Annotated in this window: 16 protein-coding genes and 1 pseudogene; 6 read left to right on the top strand and 11 right to left on the bottom strand. The window is 63.3% G+C overall.

Annotated elements, in window-relative coordinates; translation table 11 throughout:
* From M2281_RS10815 to M2281_RS10800, 4 genes and pseudogenes are all read left to right on the top strand, one after another.
* Nucleotides 1–327, top strand: a pseudogene (locus M2281_RS10815) (chemotaxis protein CheD); the annotation flags it as partial.
* A 20-nt stretch (nucleotides 328–347) separates the two neighbouring features.
* Nucleotides 348–698 (top strand): hypothetical protein, encoded by a 351-nt coding sequence (locus M2281_RS10810; RefSeq protein ID WP_280821056.1) that lies wholly within the window; start codon nucleotides 348–350, stop codon nucleotides 696–698.
* 579 nt (nucleotides 699–1,277) lie between these two features.
* Nucleotides 1,278–2,837, top strand: a complete 1,560-nt coding sequence (locus M2281_RS10805; protein WP_280821055.1) for a globin-coupled sensor protein — start codon at nucleotides 1,278–1,280, stop codon at nucleotides 2,835–2,837.
* A gap of 228 nt (nucleotides 2,838–3,065) precedes the next feature.
* Nucleotides 3,066–4,244 carry a glycosyltransferase 87 family protein gene (locus tag M2281_RS10800; protein ID WP_280821054.1) on the top strand — a complete coding sequence of 393 codons (1,179 nt, stop codon included), beginning with the start codon at nucleotides 3,066–3,068 and terminating at the stop codon, nucleotides 4,242–4,244.
* A gap of 25 nt (nucleotides 4,245–4,269) precedes the next feature.
* On the opposite strand, the gene M2281_RS10795 is transcribed toward M2281_RS10800, so the two are convergent.
* Genes M2281_RS10795 through M2281_RS10775 form a run of 5 tightly spaced genes read right to left on the bottom strand, consistent with a single transcriptional unit; the run spans nucleotide 4,270 to nucleotide 8,775 of the window.
* Nucleotides 4,270–5,025 (bottom strand): MBL fold metallo-hydrolase, encoded by a 756-nt coding sequence (locus M2281_RS10795; RefSeq protein WP_280821053.1) that lies wholly within the window; start codon nucleotides 5,023–5,025, stop codon nucleotides 4,270–4,272.
* Between the two features lie 3 nt (nucleotides 5,026–5,028).
* On the bottom strand, nucleotides 5,029–6,093 hold the full coding sequence (locus tag M2281_RS10790; RefSeq protein WP_280821052.1) for an ABC transporter ATP-binding protein: 1,065 nt from the start codon (nucleotides 6,091–6,093) through the stop codon (nucleotides 5,029–5,031).
* Nucleotides 6,090–6,872: an ABC transporter permease gene (locus M2281_RS10785; RefSeq protein WP_280821051.1), complete on the bottom strand. Its 783-nt coding sequence runs from the start codon at nucleotides 6,870–6,872 to the stop codon at nucleotides 6,090–6,092. Before M2281_RS10785 ends, M2281_RS10790 begins: the two co-directional genes overlap by 4 nt.
* Before the next feature lie 3 nt (nucleotides 6,873–6,875).
* Complete coding sequence (locus M2281_RS10780) at nucleotides 6,876–7,718, bottom strand: ABC transporter permease (protein WP_280821050.1); 843 nt, start codon at nucleotides 7,716–7,718, stop codon at nucleotides 6,876–6,878.
* Between the two features lie 13 nt (nucleotides 7,719–7,731).
* Complete coding sequence (locus M2281_RS10775; RefSeq protein WP_425537712.1) at nucleotides 7,732–8,775, bottom strand: polyamine ABC transporter substrate-binding protein; 1,044 nt, start codon at nucleotides 8,773–8,775, stop codon at nucleotides 7,732–7,734.
* Between the two features lie 148 nt (nucleotides 8,776–8,923).
* Between M2281_RS10775 and M2281_RS10770 the strand changes: the two genes are divergently transcribed.
* Entirely contained in the window at nucleotides 8,924–9,538 is a 615-nt protein-coding gene (locus M2281_RS10770; RefSeq protein ID WP_280821048.1) for a TetR/AcrR family transcriptional regulator, read from the top strand.
* Nucleotides 9,539–9,582: 44 nt separating this feature from the next.
* Here the strand turns inward: M2281_RS10770 and M2281_RS10765 are convergent, their stop codons facing one another.
* Nucleotides 9,583–10,485 carry an AraC family transcriptional regulator gene (locus tag M2281_RS10765; protein ID WP_280821047.1) on the bottom strand — a complete coding sequence of 301 codons (903 nt, stop codon included), beginning with the start codon at nucleotides 10,483–10,485 and terminating at the stop codon, nucleotides 9,583–9,585.
* Between the two features lie 250 nt (nucleotides 10,486–10,735).
* Here M2281_RS10765 and M2281_RS10760 point away from each other — a divergent pair, with 250 nt between their 5' ends.
* Nucleotides 10,736–11,830 (top strand): BMP family ABC transporter substrate-binding protein, encoded by a 1,095-nt coding sequence (locus M2281_RS10760; RefSeq protein WP_280821046.1) that lies wholly within the window; start codon nucleotides 10,736–10,738, stop codon nucleotides 11,828–11,830.
* Between the two features lie 73 nt (nucleotides 11,831–11,903).
* Here M2281_RS10760 and M2281_RS10755 read toward each other — a convergent pair whose 3' ends face one another.
* From M2281_RS10755 to M2281_RS10735, 5 genes are all read right to left on the bottom strand, one after another.
* Nucleotides 11,904–15,044, bottom strand: a complete 3,141-nt coding sequence (locus M2281_RS10755; RefSeq protein WP_280821045.1) for an efflux RND transporter permease subunit — start codon at nucleotides 15,042–15,044, stop codon at nucleotides 11,904–11,906.
* A 114-nt stretch (nucleotides 15,045–15,158) separates the two neighbouring features.
* Entirely contained in the window at nucleotides 15,159–16,307 is a 1,149-nt protein-coding gene (locus tag M2281_RS10750; protein WP_280821044.1) for an efflux RND transporter periplasmic adaptor subunit, read from the bottom strand.
* 52 nt (nucleotides 16,308–16,359) lie between these two features.
* Complete coding sequence (locus tag M2281_RS10745) at nucleotides 16,360–16,968, bottom strand: TetR family transcriptional regulator (RefSeq protein WP_280821043.1); 609 nt, start codon at nucleotides 16,966–16,968, stop codon at nucleotides 16,360–16,362.
* A gap of 212 nt (nucleotides 16,969–17,180) precedes the next feature.
* Entirely contained in the window at nucleotides 17,181–18,692 is a 1,512-nt protein-coding gene (locus tag M2281_RS10740; protein ID WP_280821042.1) for a zinc-binding dehydrogenase, read from the bottom strand.
* Between the two features lie 7 nt (nucleotides 18,693–18,699).
* Complete coding sequence (locus tag M2281_RS10735; protein WP_280821041.1) at nucleotides 18,700–19,137, bottom strand: SRPBCC family protein; 438 nt, start codon at nucleotides 19,135–19,137, stop codon at nucleotides 18,700–18,702.
* Nucleotides 19,138–19,151 lie beyond the last annotated feature (14 nt).

Raw genomic sequence — 19,151 nt, 5'->3', positions numbered from 1 at the left:
CACCTGATGGAGCTGTTGGTCAACGGGCTGTTGGCGCGCGGCGCCCAGCGCCAGCGGCTCGAGGCCAAGCTGTTCGGCGGCGCCCGCACGCTCGAAGGGCTGGCCGACATCGGCGCCCTCAACGCCGAGTTCGCGCAAAGCTTCCTGCGCCACGAGGGCATCGCCGTGCTTGGCGGCGACCTCGGCGGCGACCGCGGCCGCCGCATCGAATACTGGCCGGTCTCCGGCCGCGCCCGCCAGGCGCTGCTCACCGGCGACCCCGGCTTCGCCACCCCCGCCGCCCCACCGCCGCCACCGCCGACCAGCGGCGCCGTCGAGTTCTTCTAAAGTCCCGAAAGACCCGCCCCATGTCCGCGTCCGCCCTCACGCCTGTCCCCGCCCTGCTCGAACGCCTGAGCGCCGAACTCGAGGACATGGCCGCAGCCGTGAACGGGCTGCATCCGCTCGCCGCCAACGCCACAGCCACGGCCACTCCCGACCCGGACTACCTGCAGGCCCTGCAAGGCATCGACCACATCGAGCAAAAACTGTGCGCCCTGGCCGGCTTCCTCGCCGACCTCGCCACGACCGCCTCCCCCGACTGGCAGCTCGACGCCCACCCGGCCCTCGCCGCCCTCACCTTGTCCGACCTCGCCGCCCGCCTCGCCGGCGACACCGTGCACGCGCCGCGCCACGACGGCGACTGCGAGCTGTTCTAGACAGAAAGCATTGCGGGCTGATCTGGCTCGGAGCCGGATAGATTATTCGGCTTATGTTCACGCGCTCGATGCAGAAGCCTGTGCTTCAACTCGAAACTTTCCGAACGCCGTTTGCGCCAGCAAATCACAAAAACTGAAGTGCCGCGCGGCCCGCAAATGATGTCGCCCTTCGGCGAAATAATAGGCGCGCGAAGACATCGGAATTAATCGCCAATTAACGCTTCGTTATGTACGATATAGTTCATTCGTTACCGTACATATAGGTTTCCAACCTGAGTGGACGGAAATCGGCAGCCGCGGCTAACCCTTGCGCAGAATGTGGAGGGACTGCCGGGTGCGGATCGTGTGTACGGGCGCGAATGACTGAGGGGGAAAGCTGCGGCCGGAAAAACGTGTTCCTGCACCGCTCCAGTGGGGCTGGGCAACGATAGGAGGTCGTTTGCGCAGCAACATCGGAACGAACAGGCAGGGTTGCGTCACGAGCCCCGCAAGTCGACCACGAAATATCGCATCAATTAAGAAATCTGTCCGCGAAGGACGCCCTGGCACCAGGAGCGGACGCAATGTGGGGGAATTTTGATGACGGATTCGGCGCACCGCCAAAGCTCTTTGAATGAGCGTCTCGATTTTATCGGAATGGACCAGAAGGCGCGGACGGCGCTGAGCAAGCTGCAGCCTGTTCTCAAACAGTCGCTCGGACCGGCCCTGGCCACCTTCTATGAAAAGGTGAAGGCGACGCCCTCAACACGAAAATTCTTCGGCGACGACCGGCACATGGCGGGCGCCAAGAGCCGTCAGGAGGAGCATTGGCAGATCATTGCGTCGGCAGCTTACGATGACGACTACGTGGATGCTGTCCTCAAGATCGGGCAGACCCACGCGCGGATTGGCCTTGAGCCCAGGTGGTATATCGGCGGCTATGCGCTGGTTATCGAGCAGCTGATCCACGCCGTTGTGAAAGAGCAGTGGCCCAGCCTGCTGCGGATGAATGGGTCGCGCGCCGAAAGCGTGGCGGAATCGTTGTCGTGCCTGGTGAAGGCGGCCATGCTGGACATGGACTTGGCCATCTCCGTCTATCTCGAGACCTTGGACGAGCAGCGCCGCAAGGCCGAGGAAGCCGGACAGGAGGGGATCAGGCAGGAGCGGGCACTGGTGGCCGACTCGATCGGCGTCGGCTTGGCCAGGCTAGCGGCCAAGGACCTGACCTATCGGATGGAAGCGGAGATGCCCGAGGCCTATCACCAGCTGCAAGGCGACTTCAATGCCGCGATCGAGCAGCTCGAGACGGCAATGCAAAGCGTCTCCGGCCGGACAAATGCCATCCAGTCGGGCACCCAGGAAATGGCGATGGCGGCTGAGAACCTGTCGCGCCGGACCGAGCAGCAGGCTGCGAGCCTCGAGGAGACGGCCGCGGCTCTCGACCAGATCACGGCAACGGTCAAGACGTCGGCCGAAGGGGCGACACATGCACGCCAGGTCGTGATCGCCGCCGACGAGGACGCCAAGCAGAGCGCCCTTATCGTGCGCCAGGCCGTCGAAGCGATGGACGAAATCATGAAGTCGGCCCGGCAGATCGGCCAGATCATCGGCGTCATCGACGAAATCGCCTTCCAAACGAATCTTCTCGCCCTCAACGCTGGCGTCGAGGCCGCGCGCGCCGGCGATGCGGGCCGCGGCTTTGCGGTCGTGGCTTCCGAGGTGCGAGCCTTGGCCCAGCGTTCGGCGGAAGCCGCCAGGGAGATCAAGGGGTTGATTTCAGATTCCACCACCAGGGTGGAAGGCGGGGTCAAGCTGGTGATGGAAACCGGCAAGTCGCTCGAACGAATCCTGGAGCAGGTGACCGACATCAACAATGTCGTCAACCAGATAGCTGTCGGGGCGCAGGAACAGGCGACCGGGCTCGAGCAGGTCAATTCCGCGATCAACCATATGGATCAGGCGACGCAGCAGAATGCGGCGATGGTCGAGGAATCGACGGCGGCCACGCATTCGCTGTCGCAGGAGACAGAGCAACTGTCGGAACTGATTGGCCAATTCCAGGTCGGTCGAGCGAATGGAAGCGACCATATCCGTCGCGAACTCAGGAGAGTTGTGCCGCACGCCTTCCGGCCGCCGGCTGGGAGGGCGAGCCAAGGCTGACGCCGAGGGTGTTCACTCGCGCATGATTGAGGAAGGGCACGGGAGCACGCAGCACCATCCAGCCGGCGTGCTCCGCGTGCCCAACGATCGCCTCTTTCATCCGGCTTGTGACCTGACCTCGTCGCACGGCGCCGAAAGCCGAAGCGCCGCCTCTATGCCACGGCGCGTCCTTCGTGATATGTCGCGCGCCGGGCAAGGGCCGAGAAAGGCCATCATGGGGTGTGTGTCATGCCGATTTCGAGGCAGCTATACGACCGTTTGGGCGCTGGTCTTTGGGTCTTGGGCTTTTTGATCGCTGCGATCCACGCGGCCGTTACCCAGTCACGCGCCGTGGTGCCGGTCTACCGCCATAGCGTGGACAGGTTCTTCGCCCATGAGCCGCTCTACAATGTCGAGCTGTCGATGGGGTTTCTCTATGCGCCGGCCTTTGCCGCGCTCTATACCCCCTTCTGGAAGCTCGGGCCGGTCTTCGGCGATTTCATGTGGCGGTTTGTCTGCTTCGCCGTGTTGACCGCTGCCGTCGTCAAGCAGGTGCGCAAGATCAACGGGCCGAATACGATCTGGCTCCTGTCCTTTAGCCTTTTCCTGGCCTTGCCGATGTCGCTTGGCGCGATGCGCAACGGTCAAGCCACCGTTCTTCTGACCGGCGCCTGCTGGCTGCTGACATTTTCGACGCTGGAAGGCCGGCGTGCGGAGGCATTTCTCTGGGCATCGATCGCGTTCATCGCCAAGCCCACGGCAATCGTCATGATCCTGCTTTGCGGCGCGTTGCGGCCAAGAATGATCCCGGTACTGGTCCTGTCGCTGCTGTTTGTATTCGCGATTCCCTATGCCTTTGCGCCGGTCGACTACGTCAACGCCCAGCATCACGAATTCCTCCGCATGCTGACGTCCATGGGCGTCGACAAGTCCGGGCCATTCCGTCCGGCCGATTTTACAGCCCCGTTCACGGCCATTGGCGTGCCCCTCGCTCAATCCATTGGTACGGTTGTGCGCGTCGTGGGCGCCGCCCTGACATTGCTTGCCGTCCTCTGGTTCGACCGCCGGGCCGAGAAAAACCTCGCCGCGCTGGCGATCTTCCTGACAGCGGCCTTCTACATGACCGTGCTCAATCCGCGCGTCGAAACGAACACCTACATGATGCTGGCGGTGCCGGCCGCAATCACCATTGCCTATCTGTGGCAGCAAGAGCGGGGCGGCGTCCTAAGCATCGTCCTATCAGTCGCGATTATCCTGTGCGGCTTCAGCGGCGCAGAGCGGCATGTCCTGGAGTTCCTGGACCTCTGGTTCAGGCCAATCGCCATGTCCTTCATCGCCCTACCGCTGTTGTGGTGGCTGTGGGACAAAGCCCGCCGGAACACCGCTTCCGTTGGATCCCGCGCTTTGGGTGAGCCCGTCGATTCCTAGAGGATCGGCCGGGCAGAGGGGCGGATCAGCCGGCCAGATGACAGCCGGGTTTGCGCTTCGAGGCGAGATATTCGTCGACAAGCTGGCGATAGCGCGTGGCGCCGAAGCTCGGGAAATGCCCGCCATGGACGATCGATACGGGAAGCGCGCGCATGCGCTCCAGCGTCGCGACGTAGTCGTCGACCAGCGAGTGATAGGCATCGTCGATCAGCGGGCCATCATAGACGATATCGCCCGAGAGCAGGATGCCCGTCTTCTTCTCGAACAGCGCAATTCCCCCGGGAGAATGACCCGGCGTGTGGATCACCTCGAAGGCCCGGTCGCCGAGGTCGACGACGTCGCCATGTTCCAGAACTCGTCCCGCCTGTGCAGGCAAAATGGAATAGCGCGAAGCGTCCCAGCCTTCCGGCAGCCGGTCGAACATCTCGTCGGTCGCATAGCGGTCGGCGAGCGTCCATTCGTTACGAGGATCGGCCAGTATCTCTGCTTCGGCGCGGTGCACGCAGCGCTCCAGAAACTCGTGGTGGCAGCCGATATGGTCGAAATGGGTGTGGCTGGCCACGCAGACCAGCTTGCGCTCGCTGACCAGCGAGACATGGTCGCGGAGGCTGAAATGTCCGAGCCCGCTGTCGAAGAGAAGATCGCGATCGCGCCCGCGCACATGCCAGATGTTGCAGCGGAAGAAGGGCTTTATCCAGGGCTCATGGATCAGCGTGACGCCGTCGCCCATGCGGATGGTCTCGTACCAGTCTTCCGCGCCGACCCTTGCGATCTCGGACATGGGTCAATCCTTGAGGCGAATGATGTGTTCAGGCCGGCAGGATACAGCAACAATGTCGCCCGGCGCCACCGGCGAGCCGGTAGCCAGCCTGGCCAGGAAGACGATGCCGGGATCGCGCTTTGAGGTGGCAAGGACGCGCCGGAAACTGCCCTGGAAAACCACGTCGCCCACGACTGCCTCGCCCAAGCCGACAGCGCCCGCCGGCTCGCCAAGCAGCAGATGCTCCGGCCGGATCGCATGCGAGAAAGCGGAACCGGGCGTCGCCTCTCCCGGCAGGCTGAGATTCCCAACCGGCGTGCGGAGAGTGATCATACCTGATTGGAAGTCGGTGACCGTGCCGGAAATCACCGTGCTTTCGCCCATGAAAGTCGCGGAAAAACGCGTCACAGGCTGCGAATAGACGCGCTCGGGCGCGCCCTCGTCCTCGATGCGGCCCTCATTCATCACCACGCAATGATCGGCGAGCGCCATCGCCTCTTCCTGATCGTGGGTGACGTGGACGAAGGCCGTGCCGACGCTTTTCTGCAGCGCCTTCAACTCGTCCTGCATCTGCCGCCTGAGTTTCAGGTCGAGCGCGCCGAGCGGCTCGTCGAGCAACAGCACCGCCGGCTCCACCACCAGTGCGCGGGCAAGCGCGACGCGCTGGCGCTGACCGCCCGAAAGCTGGTGCGGCCTGCGGTCGAAGGCATCGGCGAGGCCGACGAGCTTCAGTGCCGTGCGGGCCCTCTCGGCCCGGGTCGCCCCGTCGACGCCGCGCATCCTGAGGCCGAAGGCAACGTTCTTGCCGATGCTCATATGCGGAAAGAGCGCGTAGTCCTGGAAGACGGTCGTGGTCGGCCGCTTTGCCGGGGGCACGGCGGTGCAATCCTGGCCGCGGATGAAGACATTGCCCTCGGTCGGCACAACGAAGCCGCCGAGGATGGAAAGCAGCGTCGTCTTGCCCGACCCTGACGGGCCGAGCAGCACCGTATAGCTTCCGGCTTCTATGCGCAGCGAAAGGTCATGCAGCACGCTTGTCTGCCCGAAGCGATGCGAGACGTTGCGGACGTCGACCAGGGGCGCGTTCATGACTGTTTCCTGCGAAAGAGCAAAAGTTCGAACGCCACGACGAGCACGATCGAAACACCGAAGACGAGCGAGCCGACCGCGTTGGTCTTGGGGTTGAGGCCCGAGCGCAGCAGATTCCAGATCTCCACCGGAAGCGTGGTGTCGAAGCGGGTCAGCAGGAACGAAATCACGAACTCGTCCCAGGAGAAGGTCATCGACAGGAAGAAGCTGGCGAAGATCGCCGGGGCCATGACCGGCACGGTGACCAGCAGCAGCACCTTCCACTCGGGAGCGCCGAGATCGCGCGCGGCCCGCTCGATATTGACCTGGTGATCGCCCGTCTGGCTGTAGATGATGGCAAAGCAGAGCGGCAGGTTGATCACGACATGGCCGATGCCCGCCGCCACGAGCGACTTCGGGATGCCCACCCAGTTGAACAGCACCAAGAGGCCCATGCCGATGATGAGGTAGCTCACCGTCAGCGGCAGGGTGATCAGCCCGCGCAAGAAGGCCGAGCCCGGCAGGTAGAAGCGCGCAAAGCCCCAGGCGCTGAGGAAGCCGAGCGTGACCGCCGCCAGCGACGAGGTGACGGCGACCAGAATGGAGTGCATGAGGCCGGTGGTGAGACGCAAGTCTGCCAGCACTGCCGTATACCAGCGCGTCGATGGTCCGGTGAAAGGCGGGATCGGGAACTGCGTCGCCTGCAGCGAAAACAGCACCAGCACCACGACCGGCAGGAAGATGAAGCCGTAGAGCAGCAGCGCGTAAACCGTCGAGAGGATCTTTGCCAATGAACGCATGGATCAGGTCCGCTCGATCTTCAGCCAGCGCGCCGAGGCGAGGTAGGCTACCGTCACGACCGCCATCAGGATGATCGCGAGCGCCGAGGCGAGCGGAAAATCGCCGCGCCGGCCGATCTGCATCATAATGAGCTGCGGCATCAGGAGTTCATTGTTGCCGCCCAAAATCTGCGGCGTGATGTAGTCTCCGATCGCCAGCACGAAGGTGAGGAACGCACCAACCATGATGCCCGGAAGCGTCAGCGGCAGGATGACATGGATGAAGGTGCGGACCGGCCCCGCGCCCAGATCGGCCGCGGCTTTGCGGTAGCTTGGGCTGAGCTGCTTGAGATTGGCAAAGATCGTCAGCGTCAGCAGCATGACGAAGAAATGCACGAAGCCGATCACAGTCGCGAGCCGCGTGTTGGCGAGTTGCACCGGATCGGCAAAGAGCTCGGACCCGGTGAGCACCCGGTTCACCACGCCGTTTTGCGCCAGCACCAGAAGCCAGCTGTAGGAGCGCACCACATAGGAGGTCCAGAAGGGCAGAACGGCCAGCATCAGCGCCAGCCGCTGGAAGCGCTCAGGCACCTGCTCGGCCAGGATCCAGGCCAGCGGATAGGCGAGCAGCACGGAAACCACGGTGACGATTGCCGTGACCTGCAGCGAATTCACCATCGCCCGCCAATAGGCAGGGTTCTGGAAGAACTGCGCATAGTTGGAGAGCGTGAAGCCGCCATCGCTGGCTGTCACGCTCGTCACCGCCATGGCCGCGAAGGGCAGGACGAAGAAGCAAAGCGTCCACAGGAGCGCCGGCGAAACCAGCGCCCAGGGCGTTGCTCGTTCTGAAGCTGACTTTGTGCTCACGATCGCCGCCGGCTTATTGGGCCTGCAGCATTTCGGTCCACATGTCCTGCATCTTCTTGTCGAGATCGGCGTTCGGCGCGGGATAGGCCTGGGCGCGCGCCAGGAAGGCCGGCTGCTCGTCGAAGCGCAGCGTCTTCTTCTCGTCGTCGTTCAGGGCCGCCTTCTTGTTGGACGGCATGCCCCAATAGCAGGACGAGGTGGCGAGCCGCGCCTGCCCTTCCGGGCTCAGCACATATTGGATGAACTTCAGCGCCAGATCCTTGTTCTTGGAATCCTTGAACATGGCCAGCGACTGGCTCCACAGGACGCCGCCTTCCTTGGGAATGGAGAAGTCGAGGGCCGGGTTTTCCTTGGCGAGACCCGCCGTCACCCATTCGCCGCCACCGACCAGGATATCGACCTCGCCGGTGGCAAGTGCCGTCTGGCTGGCCGTCACCTCGCCCACCAGCTTGGCGTTGGCCTTCATCTTCAAGAGTTCTTCCTTGAGCGCCGGCAGGTCGGCCTCGGTGAGGTCGGCGGTCTTCTTGCCGATCGCAAGTGCTGCCATGCCGACCACGGGGAGATAATAGTCGTAGATCGCGAGGCGGCCCTTGTATTTGTCGCCCGTCAGCGAGGACAGCGTTTCCATGTCGGCCGGGTCGACCTTGGTCTTGTTGTAGCTGATCGTGTTGTAGCCGAACTTTTCCGTAATCGCGTAGCGCTTGCCGTCGACGACGGTCTTGCCGTCCATCTTCACTTCGGGGAACAGGTCGGCGAAGGGAAGCTTGTCTTCCGGCAGCGGCTCGAACAGCCCCTTCTCCACGCCGCGTGGCACGTCGATGGAATCGATCACCATCACGTCCCAGTCGCCCGGCTGGGACTGCTCGACGATGGCAAAGCCGGCGCCGGTGCCCTCGAACTCCTTGACGTTGACCTTGACCCCGTTAGCTTCTTCGAAAGGTTGCAGCAGAGCCGGATCGGCATGGTCGCACCAGATCAGCGCGTTCAACTCCTGCGCGGACAGGGGGCTGGTCCCGGCCAGCATTGCGAGGGTCGATGCAGCGGCAGCGACGCGCATGCCACGCTTCAATGCAAATCGCAGATTGTTGGTCATTAGAGTGTCCCTTCTTGCCTTCATGGCTTGTTGCAAGAAAATTGAAGCAATTCCAAAATTGAGTCAATTGTAAATTCGTGCCAGAGTGGGCCCCGCGGGTCAGAGTGGACATATGAGCGGATTGAGGGCCAAGCACAGGGCAGACCGGCACCGTCGCATTCTCGAGGCGGCGGCGGAGCTGTTTCGCGAAGCCGGCTATGAGCGCGCCAAGATCGAGACGATCGCCGCGCAGGCAGAGGTTTCCGTCGGCACGATCTACAATTACTACAAGAACAAGGGCGACATCCTGGTCGCCATCGTCTCGATGGAAGTCAACGAGGTCCTGAACGCGGGTCACGGCGTCGTCGCCAACCCGCCCGCCAATGTGCACGACGCGGTCGACACTCTGGTCGGCCTCTATGTCGAGCACTCGCTGATCTATCTCAGCAAGGAGATGTGGCGGCAGGCGATGGCGATTTCGACCCAGCAGCCCGAAAGCCCCTTCGGCCGCACCTATACCGCGCTCGACCATGCGCTGATCGACCAGGTCTGCGCGCTCATCGAGCGTCTGCAGGAACTGGGGTTCATCGGCCTGGAGATCGACGGCCGCTCGGTCGGCGAACTCATATTCAACAACCTGAACATGATGTTCATCGACTTCGTGAAGAATGACCCGGCAACCATCGCTGGCTTGCGCGCCGCCCTCCGGCGCCAGAACCGCGTGCTCCTCAACGCCATCTCCCGCTGAGTTTTTGTCCGTTGGGTTAAGCCAAAAGGGCGTGACCTACGCCGTCATACCTGCAGCCGGCTAACTGCAGCAACGGACCGGGCGATCCTGCCTTCGCACTCCTCAGATTCGGCTTGGTAGACGGTATCGACCGCGTTCTCGACCTCGTCCGCGGGCACGCGAAAGCCGCGGTTCAAGCGAACTTCCCTGGGCGACTTGCCGAAATGCAGCTTGATCTGGCGCGAGAAATGGAACGGGTTCTTGTAGCCGCACCGATAGGCGATGTCGGATATGGTCAGGCCAGTGTGCAACAGCAGAAAGTGCCCATGCTCGGCCCGCTTCTGCCAGAGGTAACGGATCGGCGTCTCGCCGACATATCTGCGAAACAGCACAATCAGATGCTGCGGGGTCATGGCAATCGAGTGAGCCAGGCTGCCGACGCTGATCGGCTGATTGAAGTTCTCGTCGATGTGCTGCTTTGCGAGCAAGACCGGGCGCGGCACGTCAAGCCCCGCTTCCAGCATGTGCGCTTCGTGGAAGAAGGCCATGAACAGGGACTGCCCGAGCGCGTTGCGCAGCATGTTGAGGCTGGTGCCCGACCCCGTTCCCAATTCGAGGCCGAAACGTTGCAGCGCTTCGATGCGCTCCGATATTGCGACGCGCGCCGGCAGGTCGCGCAGGCGCAAGGCGACCGACTCCGGCAAGATGGCCGGCGACGCCTCGCACCAGGTCACCCGGTCGCGCCGGCCCCGTTCATATTCCGCCAGGTAGAAGCGCTCATTACGGAAGATGCCGCATTGCCCTGCCTCGAGCCTGACGACCGTGTCATCGCAGGTGATCCGGGCAGCACCCTCGTGCACCATCACGAGGCACACATAGCTTTTGGTAAGCGGTCCGAACATCCCGCCGGACTGGTAGCTGGCCTCGCCGAAGGCAAAACCGTGCTGGGCGTCGACGATCGCATGCATGGCCGGCTCCGCGTGGCTGCCTGACAGGACAACGCGATCCTAACCGGCGGCGGCCCCGTTTCAAGGGATGCCAACCGGCGCGCTTAATTCTGGATATGTTTTGGATTGGGGGCGACATTCCGGGCGACAAGACCTTGCCGCATAGTCTGCTGTCGCAACCCTAGCAAATGCTTGAGCGGCCAGCACCCGCTCCGCATCGAACCCAAGAACAATAAATCTGCCAGATTCAGGTCAGCGAGCAGAGGGAACAATGAAAAAGACTACCAGACGCGACTTTCTCAAATATGGCGGCGCGCTCGGCGCCGCCATGTCTTTTCCGATCCTCGGCACCAAGGCCCAAGCGGGCGAGGTCTTGAAGATCGGTGTCGTCAATGCCTCGCCGGCCGCCGAGATCGGCTGGAGCAAGCAGCATGCCCTTGCGCTGGACGCGGTGAAGGCTGAGCTGGGCGACAAGATCTCCGTCACCGTGCTCGACAGCATTTTCCTGCCGCAGGACGCCGAGCGCGTGTTCCGCGAACTCGCCTCCTCGGGCAACAACCTCATCTTCGGAACCAGCTTCTCGCTCGGCACGCCGATGCAGAAAGTGGCGACGCGCTTTCCTCACGTGGCATTCGAGCACTGCTCGGGCATCGTCCACACCGCCAATATCGGGACGTTCGAGGCGAAATACTACGAAGGCGCCTTCGTGGCAGGTGCTGCGTCGGGCCATATGTCGAAGTCGAAGAAGATCGGCTTCGTCGGAAGCTTCCCCATCCCCGACGTGGTCGGCCCGGCCAATGCGCTTCTGCTCGGCGCGCAGAGCGTCGATCCCACCATCACCTGCAACGCCATCTTCCTCAACTCGTGGTTCGACCCGGGCAAGGAAAAGGAAGCAGCCAAGGTGCTGATCTCGCAGGGCTGCGATGTCATCTGCGCGATGACCGACACCGGGGCCAGCGTGCAGGTTGCCGGCGAGCAAGGTGCCTATTCGATCGGCTATGCCAGCGATCTCACAAGCTTTGCCCCCAAGCATCATCTCACCGCCTTCATGCTCGACTGGTCGAGCGACTATCTGCGCGCCGTCAAGGGCGTGCTGGACGGCAACTGGAAATCGGAGGAGCACTGGGACGGCCTGGGCGCCGGTGTGGTCAAGATGGCGCCCTACAACGCCGTCATCCCGACCGAAATACAGGCCAGGCTCAAGCAACTCGAAGCCGACATTGGCTCGGGCAAGGTCCATCCCTACGCCGGAGAGCTGAAGGCCCAGGACGGCAACGTCAAGGTTCAGGCCGGCGCGGTCCTGTCCGATGCCGACATCCGTGGCATGAACTGGTTCGTTAAGGGCATGATCGGCAAGCTGGCTTGATGCCATAAAAAGCGGCGAGCCGAGGCTGTTTCCAACCTCGGCTCGCGGTCTTCGCGGCCATCCGGTGGTCCGCCTATTCTGCCGCCAGCGCCGGTCGCGGAACGATTTCGGCGATGTTGTCGCGAGGCTCTTCCTGCGGCTCGGCGGGCTTCTTCTTTTCCCTGCCGAAGAACAGCGCATAGCCAGCCGGCAGAACCAGGATCGTCAGCACCGTGGCAACCAGGATGCCGCCCATCATCGAGTAGGCCAGCGGCCCCCAGAACACGCCGCGCGAGATCGGGATCAGCGCCAACACCGCCGTCAACGCCGTCAGCATGATCGGCCGGAAGCGGCGCACCGCAGCGCCGATGATCGCCTCCGAGCGCTCCATGCCCGCCGCGATGTCCTGGTCGATCTGGTCGATCAGGATGATCGAGTTGCGGATGATGATGCCGAGCAGCGCAATCACGCCGAGGATCGCGACAAAGCCAAAGGGCGCGCCGCTGATCAGCAGTGCGGTGGCCGCGCCGATGATGCCGAGCGGGCCGGTGGCGAGCACCAGCATCGCCTTGCCGAAATGCTGCAGTTGCACCATCAAGAGCACCACGATCACCAACAGCATGATCGGCACCTTGGCGGCGATCGATGCCTGGCTTTCGGCACTGTCCTCGGCGCCACCCTGCACCTCGATCTTGTAGCCGGGGGCGAGGCTTTCACGCAGCGGCTTCAAATCCTTGAAGAGCTTGGCGGTCACGTCGTTCGACTGCACGCCGTCGGGCAGCGTCGCCCGGACCGAGATGGTCGGCAGGCGGTCGCGGCGCCATTCGATGCCCTGCTCCATCACGGGCACCACCTTGGCCACCTGCGACAGCGGCACGAAGCCGCCGAAGTCGGTCGGGATGTAGACAGAGTTGACCGCCGAGAGCAGATGCCGGTTGGCATCCGGCTCGCGGGCCATGATCGACACCGTCTCCTCGCCGTCGCGGAAATCGTCCAGCGGCGCGCCCGACATGGTTGCCTGCAGCATCTGGCGGATGCGCTGCGAGGACACGCCAAGCGCACGCGCCCGGTCCTGGTCCACCACCAGCTTCATTGCCGGTACCTGCTCCAGCCAGTCGTCATGGATCGCGCCTAGCCGCGGATCCTCCGCGAACCTGGCCTTCACCTGGTCGGCGATGCGGCGCACCTCGGCGCGGTCCGAACCCATCACGCGCATCTGCACCGGCCAGCCGGTCGGCGGGCCGAGGAACAGGCGGTCGACCTTGGCGCGGATCGAAGGGAAATCCTCGGCCAGTATCTTGCGCATCTTGGCGATCAGGCGCTCGCGCGCCGGCTCGTCATTGGCCATCACCAGAAGCTGGGCGAAGTTGGGATTGCGCAGCTGCTGGTCGAGCGGCAGGAAGAAGCGCGGCGCGCCCTCGCCGATATAGGTGGCGATGAAGCGCTTGTCCGGATCGTCCATCATGCGGGCTTCCAGCGCCTCGGCCTGCTTTTCGACTTCCTTGATGCTGGTGCCTTCAGGCAGCCAGAGATCGACCAGGATTTCCGGCCGCGACGACTGCGGGAAGAAGTTCTGCGGGATGAACTGGAAGGCGTAGAGGCTGCCGAAGAAGGCCGCCAGCGTCATGGCAAGCACGATGATGCGGTGCCGCACTGCCCAGCCCACGGTGCCGCGCAGGCGGCGATAGAAGCGCGTGTCGAACACGTCGTGGTGGCTGCCGGCATGCTTGCGCTGCTTGAGGACCATGTTGCCGAGCCATGGCGTGAAATAGACCGCCACGAACCAGGACGTGACCAGCGCGATGCCGACGACATAGAACAGCGAGCGCACATATTCGCCCGCCGTCGAGGCCGCAAAGCCCACGGGGATGAAGCCGGCGGTGGTGATCAGCGTGCCGGTCAGCATCGGGAAGGCGGTCGAGGTGTAGGCGAAGCTCGCCGCATCCACCTTCACCAGGCCTTCCTCCAGCTTTCGCTCCATCAGTTCGACGACGATCATGGCGTCGTCGACCAGAAGCCCGAGCGCGATGATCAGCGCGCCCAGCGAGATGCGCTGCAGGTCGATGCCGAGCTCGTACATGATGGCGAAGGTGGCGGCCAGCACCAGCGGAATGGCGATGGCGATGACAAGGCCCGAGCGCCAGCCGATCGACAGGAACGACACCACCAGCACGATCAGCAGCGCCTCGATCAGCGCGCGCATGAACTCGCTGATGGCGTCGGTCACCACTTCGGGCTGGTTGGAGATCTGCTCGACGGAAACGCCGTAGGGTAGCGAGGAGCTGAAGCGCTCATAGGTCGCCTCCACCTCCTTGCCGACGTCGGTGACCTTGAACCCCTTGGCCATCACCACGCCGATCTGGACGCTGTCATGACCGTTGAAGCGGTACTTTCGCGAGAACGGGTCTTCGAGGCCCGACGTAACGGTTGCGATGTCGCCCAGCCGCGTCACCTGGGTGCCGGCGCGCAGGCGCAGCTCACGTATGTCGTCGGCGCGGCTGACGTCGCCCTCCACCGAAATGCGCACCGAATTCGTGCCGGTGTCGACCGAGCCTGCCGGGTCGACATTATTCTGCCCGGCAATCGCGTTGCGCAGGTCATTCAGCGTCAGGCCGCGTTCGGCCAGCACCTTGGATGAGACGTCGATATAGATGCGCTGCGGCTGGTCGCCGATGATGACGGCCTTTTCGACGCCTGGCGTCGCCAGGAGCATGTCGCGCGCCTGGATCGCGAACTTCTTCAGCTCGGGATAGCTATAGCCGTCGCCGCTGATCGAATGCAGCGTGATGAAGGTGTCGCCGAACTCGTCGTTGAAATAGGGCCCGAGCAGGCCCTGCGGCAGCTCGCTCGATATGTCGCCGACCTTCTTGCGGACCTGATAGAAGGCGTCCTTTACGTCGGCGGCGTTGGTGTCGCCCTTCACCTGCACGGTGATGATGGCGCTGCCCGCCCGCGTGTAGGATTTCACCCAGTCGAGATGCGGGGTTTCCTGCAGCTTGCGCTCGATCTTGTTGACGACCTGATCCTGCATCTCCTGGATCGAGGCGCCGGGCCACACGGCCTGCACGACCATCACGCGGAAGGTGAATTCCGGGTCCTCGCGCTGGCCCATGCGCATCAGGCCGAGCACGCCGGTAACGAGGATCAGCGCAAACAGGAAGCGGGCAATGCTCGGATGCCCGATCGCCCAGCGCGACAGGTTGAAGGGCTTCTTTTCCTGGCTGGAACTATCCATGGCCGTGGTTCCGCGCTTTGTTCGGAGGTGGCTCAGAGCGCTTCTCGCCCTGAGCATTTGTTTTCACGGCATGATCCCGTCCGAAAAGCCTGCAGCTTTTCGGGTGATCATGCCCTATCGAACGACCTGGTCCGTTTCGCCCGAGGCTGAGCGCTGCTCGGTGTCCGGCAGCTTGACCTTCAGGTTCTCGGTCATGAACTGCGTTCCGGCCGCCACCACGATGTCGCCGGGCTCAAGCCCCTCGGCGATCTGCACGCCGTCTTCGACGAAGCTGGCAACCTTGATCTCTCGTGCATGGACGGTCGACTGATCCGGCTTCACCACCCAGACGATCTGCTTGCCGTCCTGCGAGGCGAGCGCGCTGAGCGGAACGGAGACGAAGCTATGGCCGCCTGCGACGGCAGCTTCGATCCGCGCGGTCATGCCGAGCAGCACGCGCTTGTCGTTGGGCAGGCTGACGCGGACGGAAAAGGTGCGCGACTGCGCATCAGCGCTGCCGGCCACTTCCCGCACCTTGCCGTCGAGCTTCAGCCCGTCGTGCGACCAGAAGCTCACCTGCACCTGCTTGCCCGGCTGGAACTGGGCGATTTCCAGTTCCGGCACGGCGATCTGCACTTCCTTTTCACCATCCACGGCAACCGCTGCCACCGGCGTGCCGGTGCCGACGACCTGGCCGGTGTCGGCATTGATGGCGGTGACGATGCCTTTGCGGTCGGAGCGCAGCTCCGTGTAGCCGACCTGGTTCTGCGCCTGCTGCAGGTTGGAGATCGCAGCGTCCCGCTGCGACACGGCCTGCTTGAAGGCCAGCGCTGCCTGGTCGCGTTGCGCCTCGGAGGCGAACTGCTTGGCATACAGCTGCTCGGCGCGCTTGTTGGCCAGGCTTGCGGTCTCGACCTGCTTCTGGGCGGATTCGAGATTGGCTTCGGCCGAGGTCACCGCCAACTGGTAATCGGTGGGGTCGACGCGTGCGATAACATCGCCGGGCTTCACCTTGTCGCCGATATTGACGATACGCTCGGTGATCTTGCCCGCTACGCGGAAGCCGAGATTCATTTCGGTGCGCGCCCTCACCGCTCCCGAATATTCAAGTTCGCGCGTCCCCCCGGTCTTGGCGATCTCGACGATCTTGACCGGCCGCACGATCTCGGTAGCGGTCTCCGTCTTGGCCTCGGAACAGGCCGCCACGGCGGCGCCGATGAGGACGACTGAAGCTATGCGCGCAAAGGGACGCACCTTCGTATTGAAGGTCTTGAACGAATACATCGTTCGCACTCCTGACTGTGTTCGGCTATCGAATGACGGCCCGCGGCCGCTTCTATTTCTTCAGCGCCCTGATCACGAATTCGATCAGTTCGTCGGATGTCGCGCGATTTTGTTTCGCGAGACACTGGGCCACCATTTGTGGGTGGCAAAGCGAGGCCGTCGCCGCTCCTATGCAGCGCGCGGCCACCGCCGGGTCCTGTTCCTTGAACTCGCCCGCCTCGATGCCGTCCTTGACGATCTGAGCAACCAGATCGTGGAGGCGGTCGATGTGCTTTTCGATGACGTGCCAGTCGCGCTCGATGGCCACGACGACCATTTCGTGCACTTTTTCCTGGTCGAGCATGGTCTCGAGGGTCAGCCGATGCTGCTCACTGACGAACAGGCGGATGCGGTCCGACGCACTGATCGGCCGCTTTGAGATGTCCAGCGCCATCTTGTAGACTTGGCCGAGCATGCGCCCGCAGATCGCCTGATGGATTTCCACCTTCGAGGCGAAGAAGCGGTAGATGTTGGCGGGAGACATGCCGAGATCGCGCGCAATGTCGGCCACATTGGTCTTGGCATAACCATAGTGCCGGAACAGCCGTTCGGCAGCGTCGAGGATGCGCTCAACATTCTCCTGCCGGGCGGGATCCATCTGACTTTCGGCGATTTCGGTCATTTCAGGCGCTCGATTTACGACTGACGATTTTCTATTTTCGTCAGACGTAATCCTTAAACCGTCCTTCGTCAAGCTTTTGCCATACACGATCTCGTTCGGAAATTAATCCAAAGCGCTTTGGGATGCGTGGAGCCTTGAAAGAGCGCCGTTCGCACCGACGGATCAAACCGCCATGCATCGGCGAAACACCGCCGCTGGAAACAGGCCCGCGATCAGACGGTGAGCACGAGCGAACCCGTGCTGCGACGCGATTCGAGATCGCGATGGGCATCCGCCGCCTGGGCAAGCGGATAGCGTCGCGGCGGCTCGATCCGCACGATGCCTTGCCGCAACGCCGAGAAGAAGCGGTTCACATGCGGCGCGAGTTTTTCCTGGCTGTCGGTGAAGTGCCCGTAGTTGGGCCGCGAGACGGTGATCGACTTCGACGAGAAACGGCCGATGTCCCAATTGCCGACCGGACCAGAGGCCTGCCCAAAGCTGACGAGATGGCCACGCACGCCGAGCGCGGCCAGCGAGCCGGCAAAAGTGTCGTTGCCGACTGCGTCATAGACGACATCGGCCCCTCGGCCCCCGGTAATCTCCATCACCGCATCGGCAAAATTCTCGCTGGTGTAGACGATCACATGATGAGCGCCGAGCCGCTCGGCGAGCCGCGCCTTGTCGTCGTTGGAGACGGTGGCGATGACGGTCGCGCCCAGATGCCGTGCCCATTGCACCAGTATCTGCCCAATGCCGCCGGCCGCCGCATGGACCAGAACTGTGCTCCCGGGCCGCACCGGTTGCACGTCATGCAGCAGGAAGCTCGCCGCTACACCTTTCAGCAGCGCGCCGGCAGCGATCTCGTCGGAGATGTCCTCCGGCAGGCGTACCAGCAGTTCCGGCGACATGTTGCGCCGCTCGCTATAGGCACCGACCGGCGGGCAGGCATAGGCCACCCGCTCGCCCACCGAAAAGCCCGAAACGCCCGGCCCGATAGCCTCGATGACGCCGGCCGCCTCCATGCCCGGCACGCCCGGCAGCCTCAGCAGATCGAAATAACCGGTGCGGCAATAGACGTCGATGAAATTCACGCCGATGACGGTGTGGCGGATACTGACCTCGCCATAGCCGGGCGCGGGCAACCCGATCTCGCGGAACTCCAGCACCTCCGGCCCGCCATGTTTTGCCACGACGATAGCGCGCGTGCGATCTGCGTTGGCCGCTGACAGTGGCTCGACCGGTTTTGACGTGAGCTTTGTCGTCGTCGGCGCGTCCATAACTCTCGCGGCAACCGGAGTTTGCCTCTGCCCCGCAGACAAGAGCTTGCGGATGGCGGCAAATCCGGCCCGGTAAATGCCCTCGGTCACCAGCCGCACCAGTTCCTCGCGCCGGTTAGCCGGCGGGTGGAACTCGGAGCGCCATTCCCAGAAGGTTCGGTTGCCGTCCGTCACGGGTTTCAGCCGGATCGAGGCGACATAGCCCATCAGCGGCAGTGGCGATTCCAGCAGGCAATAGGTCAGCCCAAAATCCTCGTCGGACAGCGACAGCAGTTGCTCCCGCAACTCGCCGCCATCGGCCAGGCGAAAACGCCGGACCGAGCCGACCGCGTCCACCGGCTCACCGTTTTCGATGACGCTGGACGCAATCGCCGGATGCCAGCGGTCATGCCCATTGAAATCGCGCAGCACGCGCCAGACCTCGTCGATCGGCGCGTCGATAATGGTGCTCTGGCAGACCTGAACCATCTGGACGTCAGCGCGCGAACCGCTTCTTCAGCGAATTGAACGCGGCCTGAAAGACCCCCGTGCCGATCTGCTGGAGCAGCGCGGCTTCCCGTTCCGGCGCACAGTCGAACTCCGCCTCCCATTCGCAGAAGGTGGCGTTGCCGTCGGTGATCGGCGTCAGCGCCAGCTTGGCGACGTAGTTCTCCACGCCCATCGGGCTTTCGAGGATCGAATAGGTGCAGGAGAGGTCGTAGTCCGAAAGCGCCAGCAGCCGCTCGCGGATCCGCCCGCCATCGTTCAGCGTAAAATTGCGGATGCAGCCGATCTGGTCGGGCCGGGCGTTCTGCTCGATCCGGCTTTCGGCCACGAAGGGCGTCCAGTCGGGCAGGCCGTTGAAGTTGCGCACCACCTGCCAGACATCGGCCGCCGGCGCGTTCACCACCGAGGAGACATAGACTTTCGGCATTGGATTATCCCCTG

This window comes from Pseudaminobacter soli (ex Li et al. 2025), assembly GCF_029892515.1.
GTDB lineage: Bacteria > Pseudomonadota > Alphaproteobacteria > Rhizobiales > Rhizobiaceae > Pseudaminobacter > Pseudaminobacter soli_A.
This window is presented reverse-complemented; position numbering and strand designations above follow the sequence as displayed.

Bases quoted from the DNA above. Each gene is read 5' to 3' on its own strand.
- M2281_RS10740 (WP_280821042.1), bottom strand. From the start codon at position 18,692: ATGGTTCAGGTCTGCCAGAGCACCATTATCGACGCGCCGATCGACGAG.
- M2281_RS10800 (WP_280821054.1), top strand. From the start codon at position 3,066: ATGCCGATTTCGAGGCAGCTATACGACCGTTTGGGCGCTGGTCTTTGG.
- M2281_RS10765 (WP_280821047.1), bottom strand. From the start codon at position 10,485: ATGCATGCGATCGTCGACGCCCAGCACGGTTTTGCCTTCGGCGAGGCC.
- M2281_RS10785 (WP_280821051.1), bottom strand. From the start codon at position 6,872: ATGCGTTCATTGGCAAAGATCCTCTCGACGGTTTACGCGCTGCTGCTC.
- M2281_RS10790 (WP_280821052.1), bottom strand. From the start codon at position 6,093: ATGAACGCGCCCCTGGTCGACGTCCGCAACGTCTCGCATCGCTTCGGG.
- M2281_RS10770 (WP_280821048.1), top strand. From the start codon at position 8,924: ATGAGCGGATTGAGGGCCAAGCACAGGGCAGACCGGCACCGTCGCATT.
- M2281_RS10735 (WP_280821041.1), bottom strand. From the start codon at position 19,137: ATGCCGAAAGTCTATGTCTCCTCGGTGGTGAACGCGCCGGCGGCCGAT.
- M2281_RS10805 (WP_280821055.1), top strand. From the start codon at position 1,278: ATGACGGATTCGGCGCACCGCCAAAGCTCTTTGAATGAGCGTCTCGAT.
- M2281_RS10775 (WP_425537712.1), bottom strand. From the start codon at position 8,775: ATGCGCGTCGCTGCCGCTGCATCGACCCTCGCAATGCTGGCCGGGACC.
- M2281_RS10810 (WP_280821056.1), top strand. From the start codon at position 348: ATGTCCGCGTCCGCCCTCACGCCTGTCCCCGCCCTGCTCGAACGCCTG.
- M2281_RS10745 (WP_280821043.1), bottom strand. From the start codon at position 16,968: ATGACCGAAATCGCCGAAAGTCAGATGGATCCCGCCCGGCAGGAGAAT.
- M2281_RS10755 (WP_280821045.1), bottom strand. From the start codon at position 15,044: ATGGATAGTTCCAGCCAGGAAAAGAAGCCCTTCAACCTGTCGCGCTGG.
- M2281_RS10760 (WP_280821046.1), top strand. From the start codon at position 10,736: ATGAAAAAGACTACCAGACGCGACTTTCTCAAATATGGCGGCGCGCTC.
- M2281_RS10750 (WP_280821044.1), bottom strand. From the start codon at position 16,307: ATGTATTCGTTCAAGACCTTCAATACGAAGGTGCGTCCCTTTGCGCGC.
- M2281_RS10795 (WP_280821053.1), bottom strand. From the start codon at position 5,025: ATGTCCGAGATCGCAAGGGTCGGCGCGGAAGACTGGTACGAGACCATC.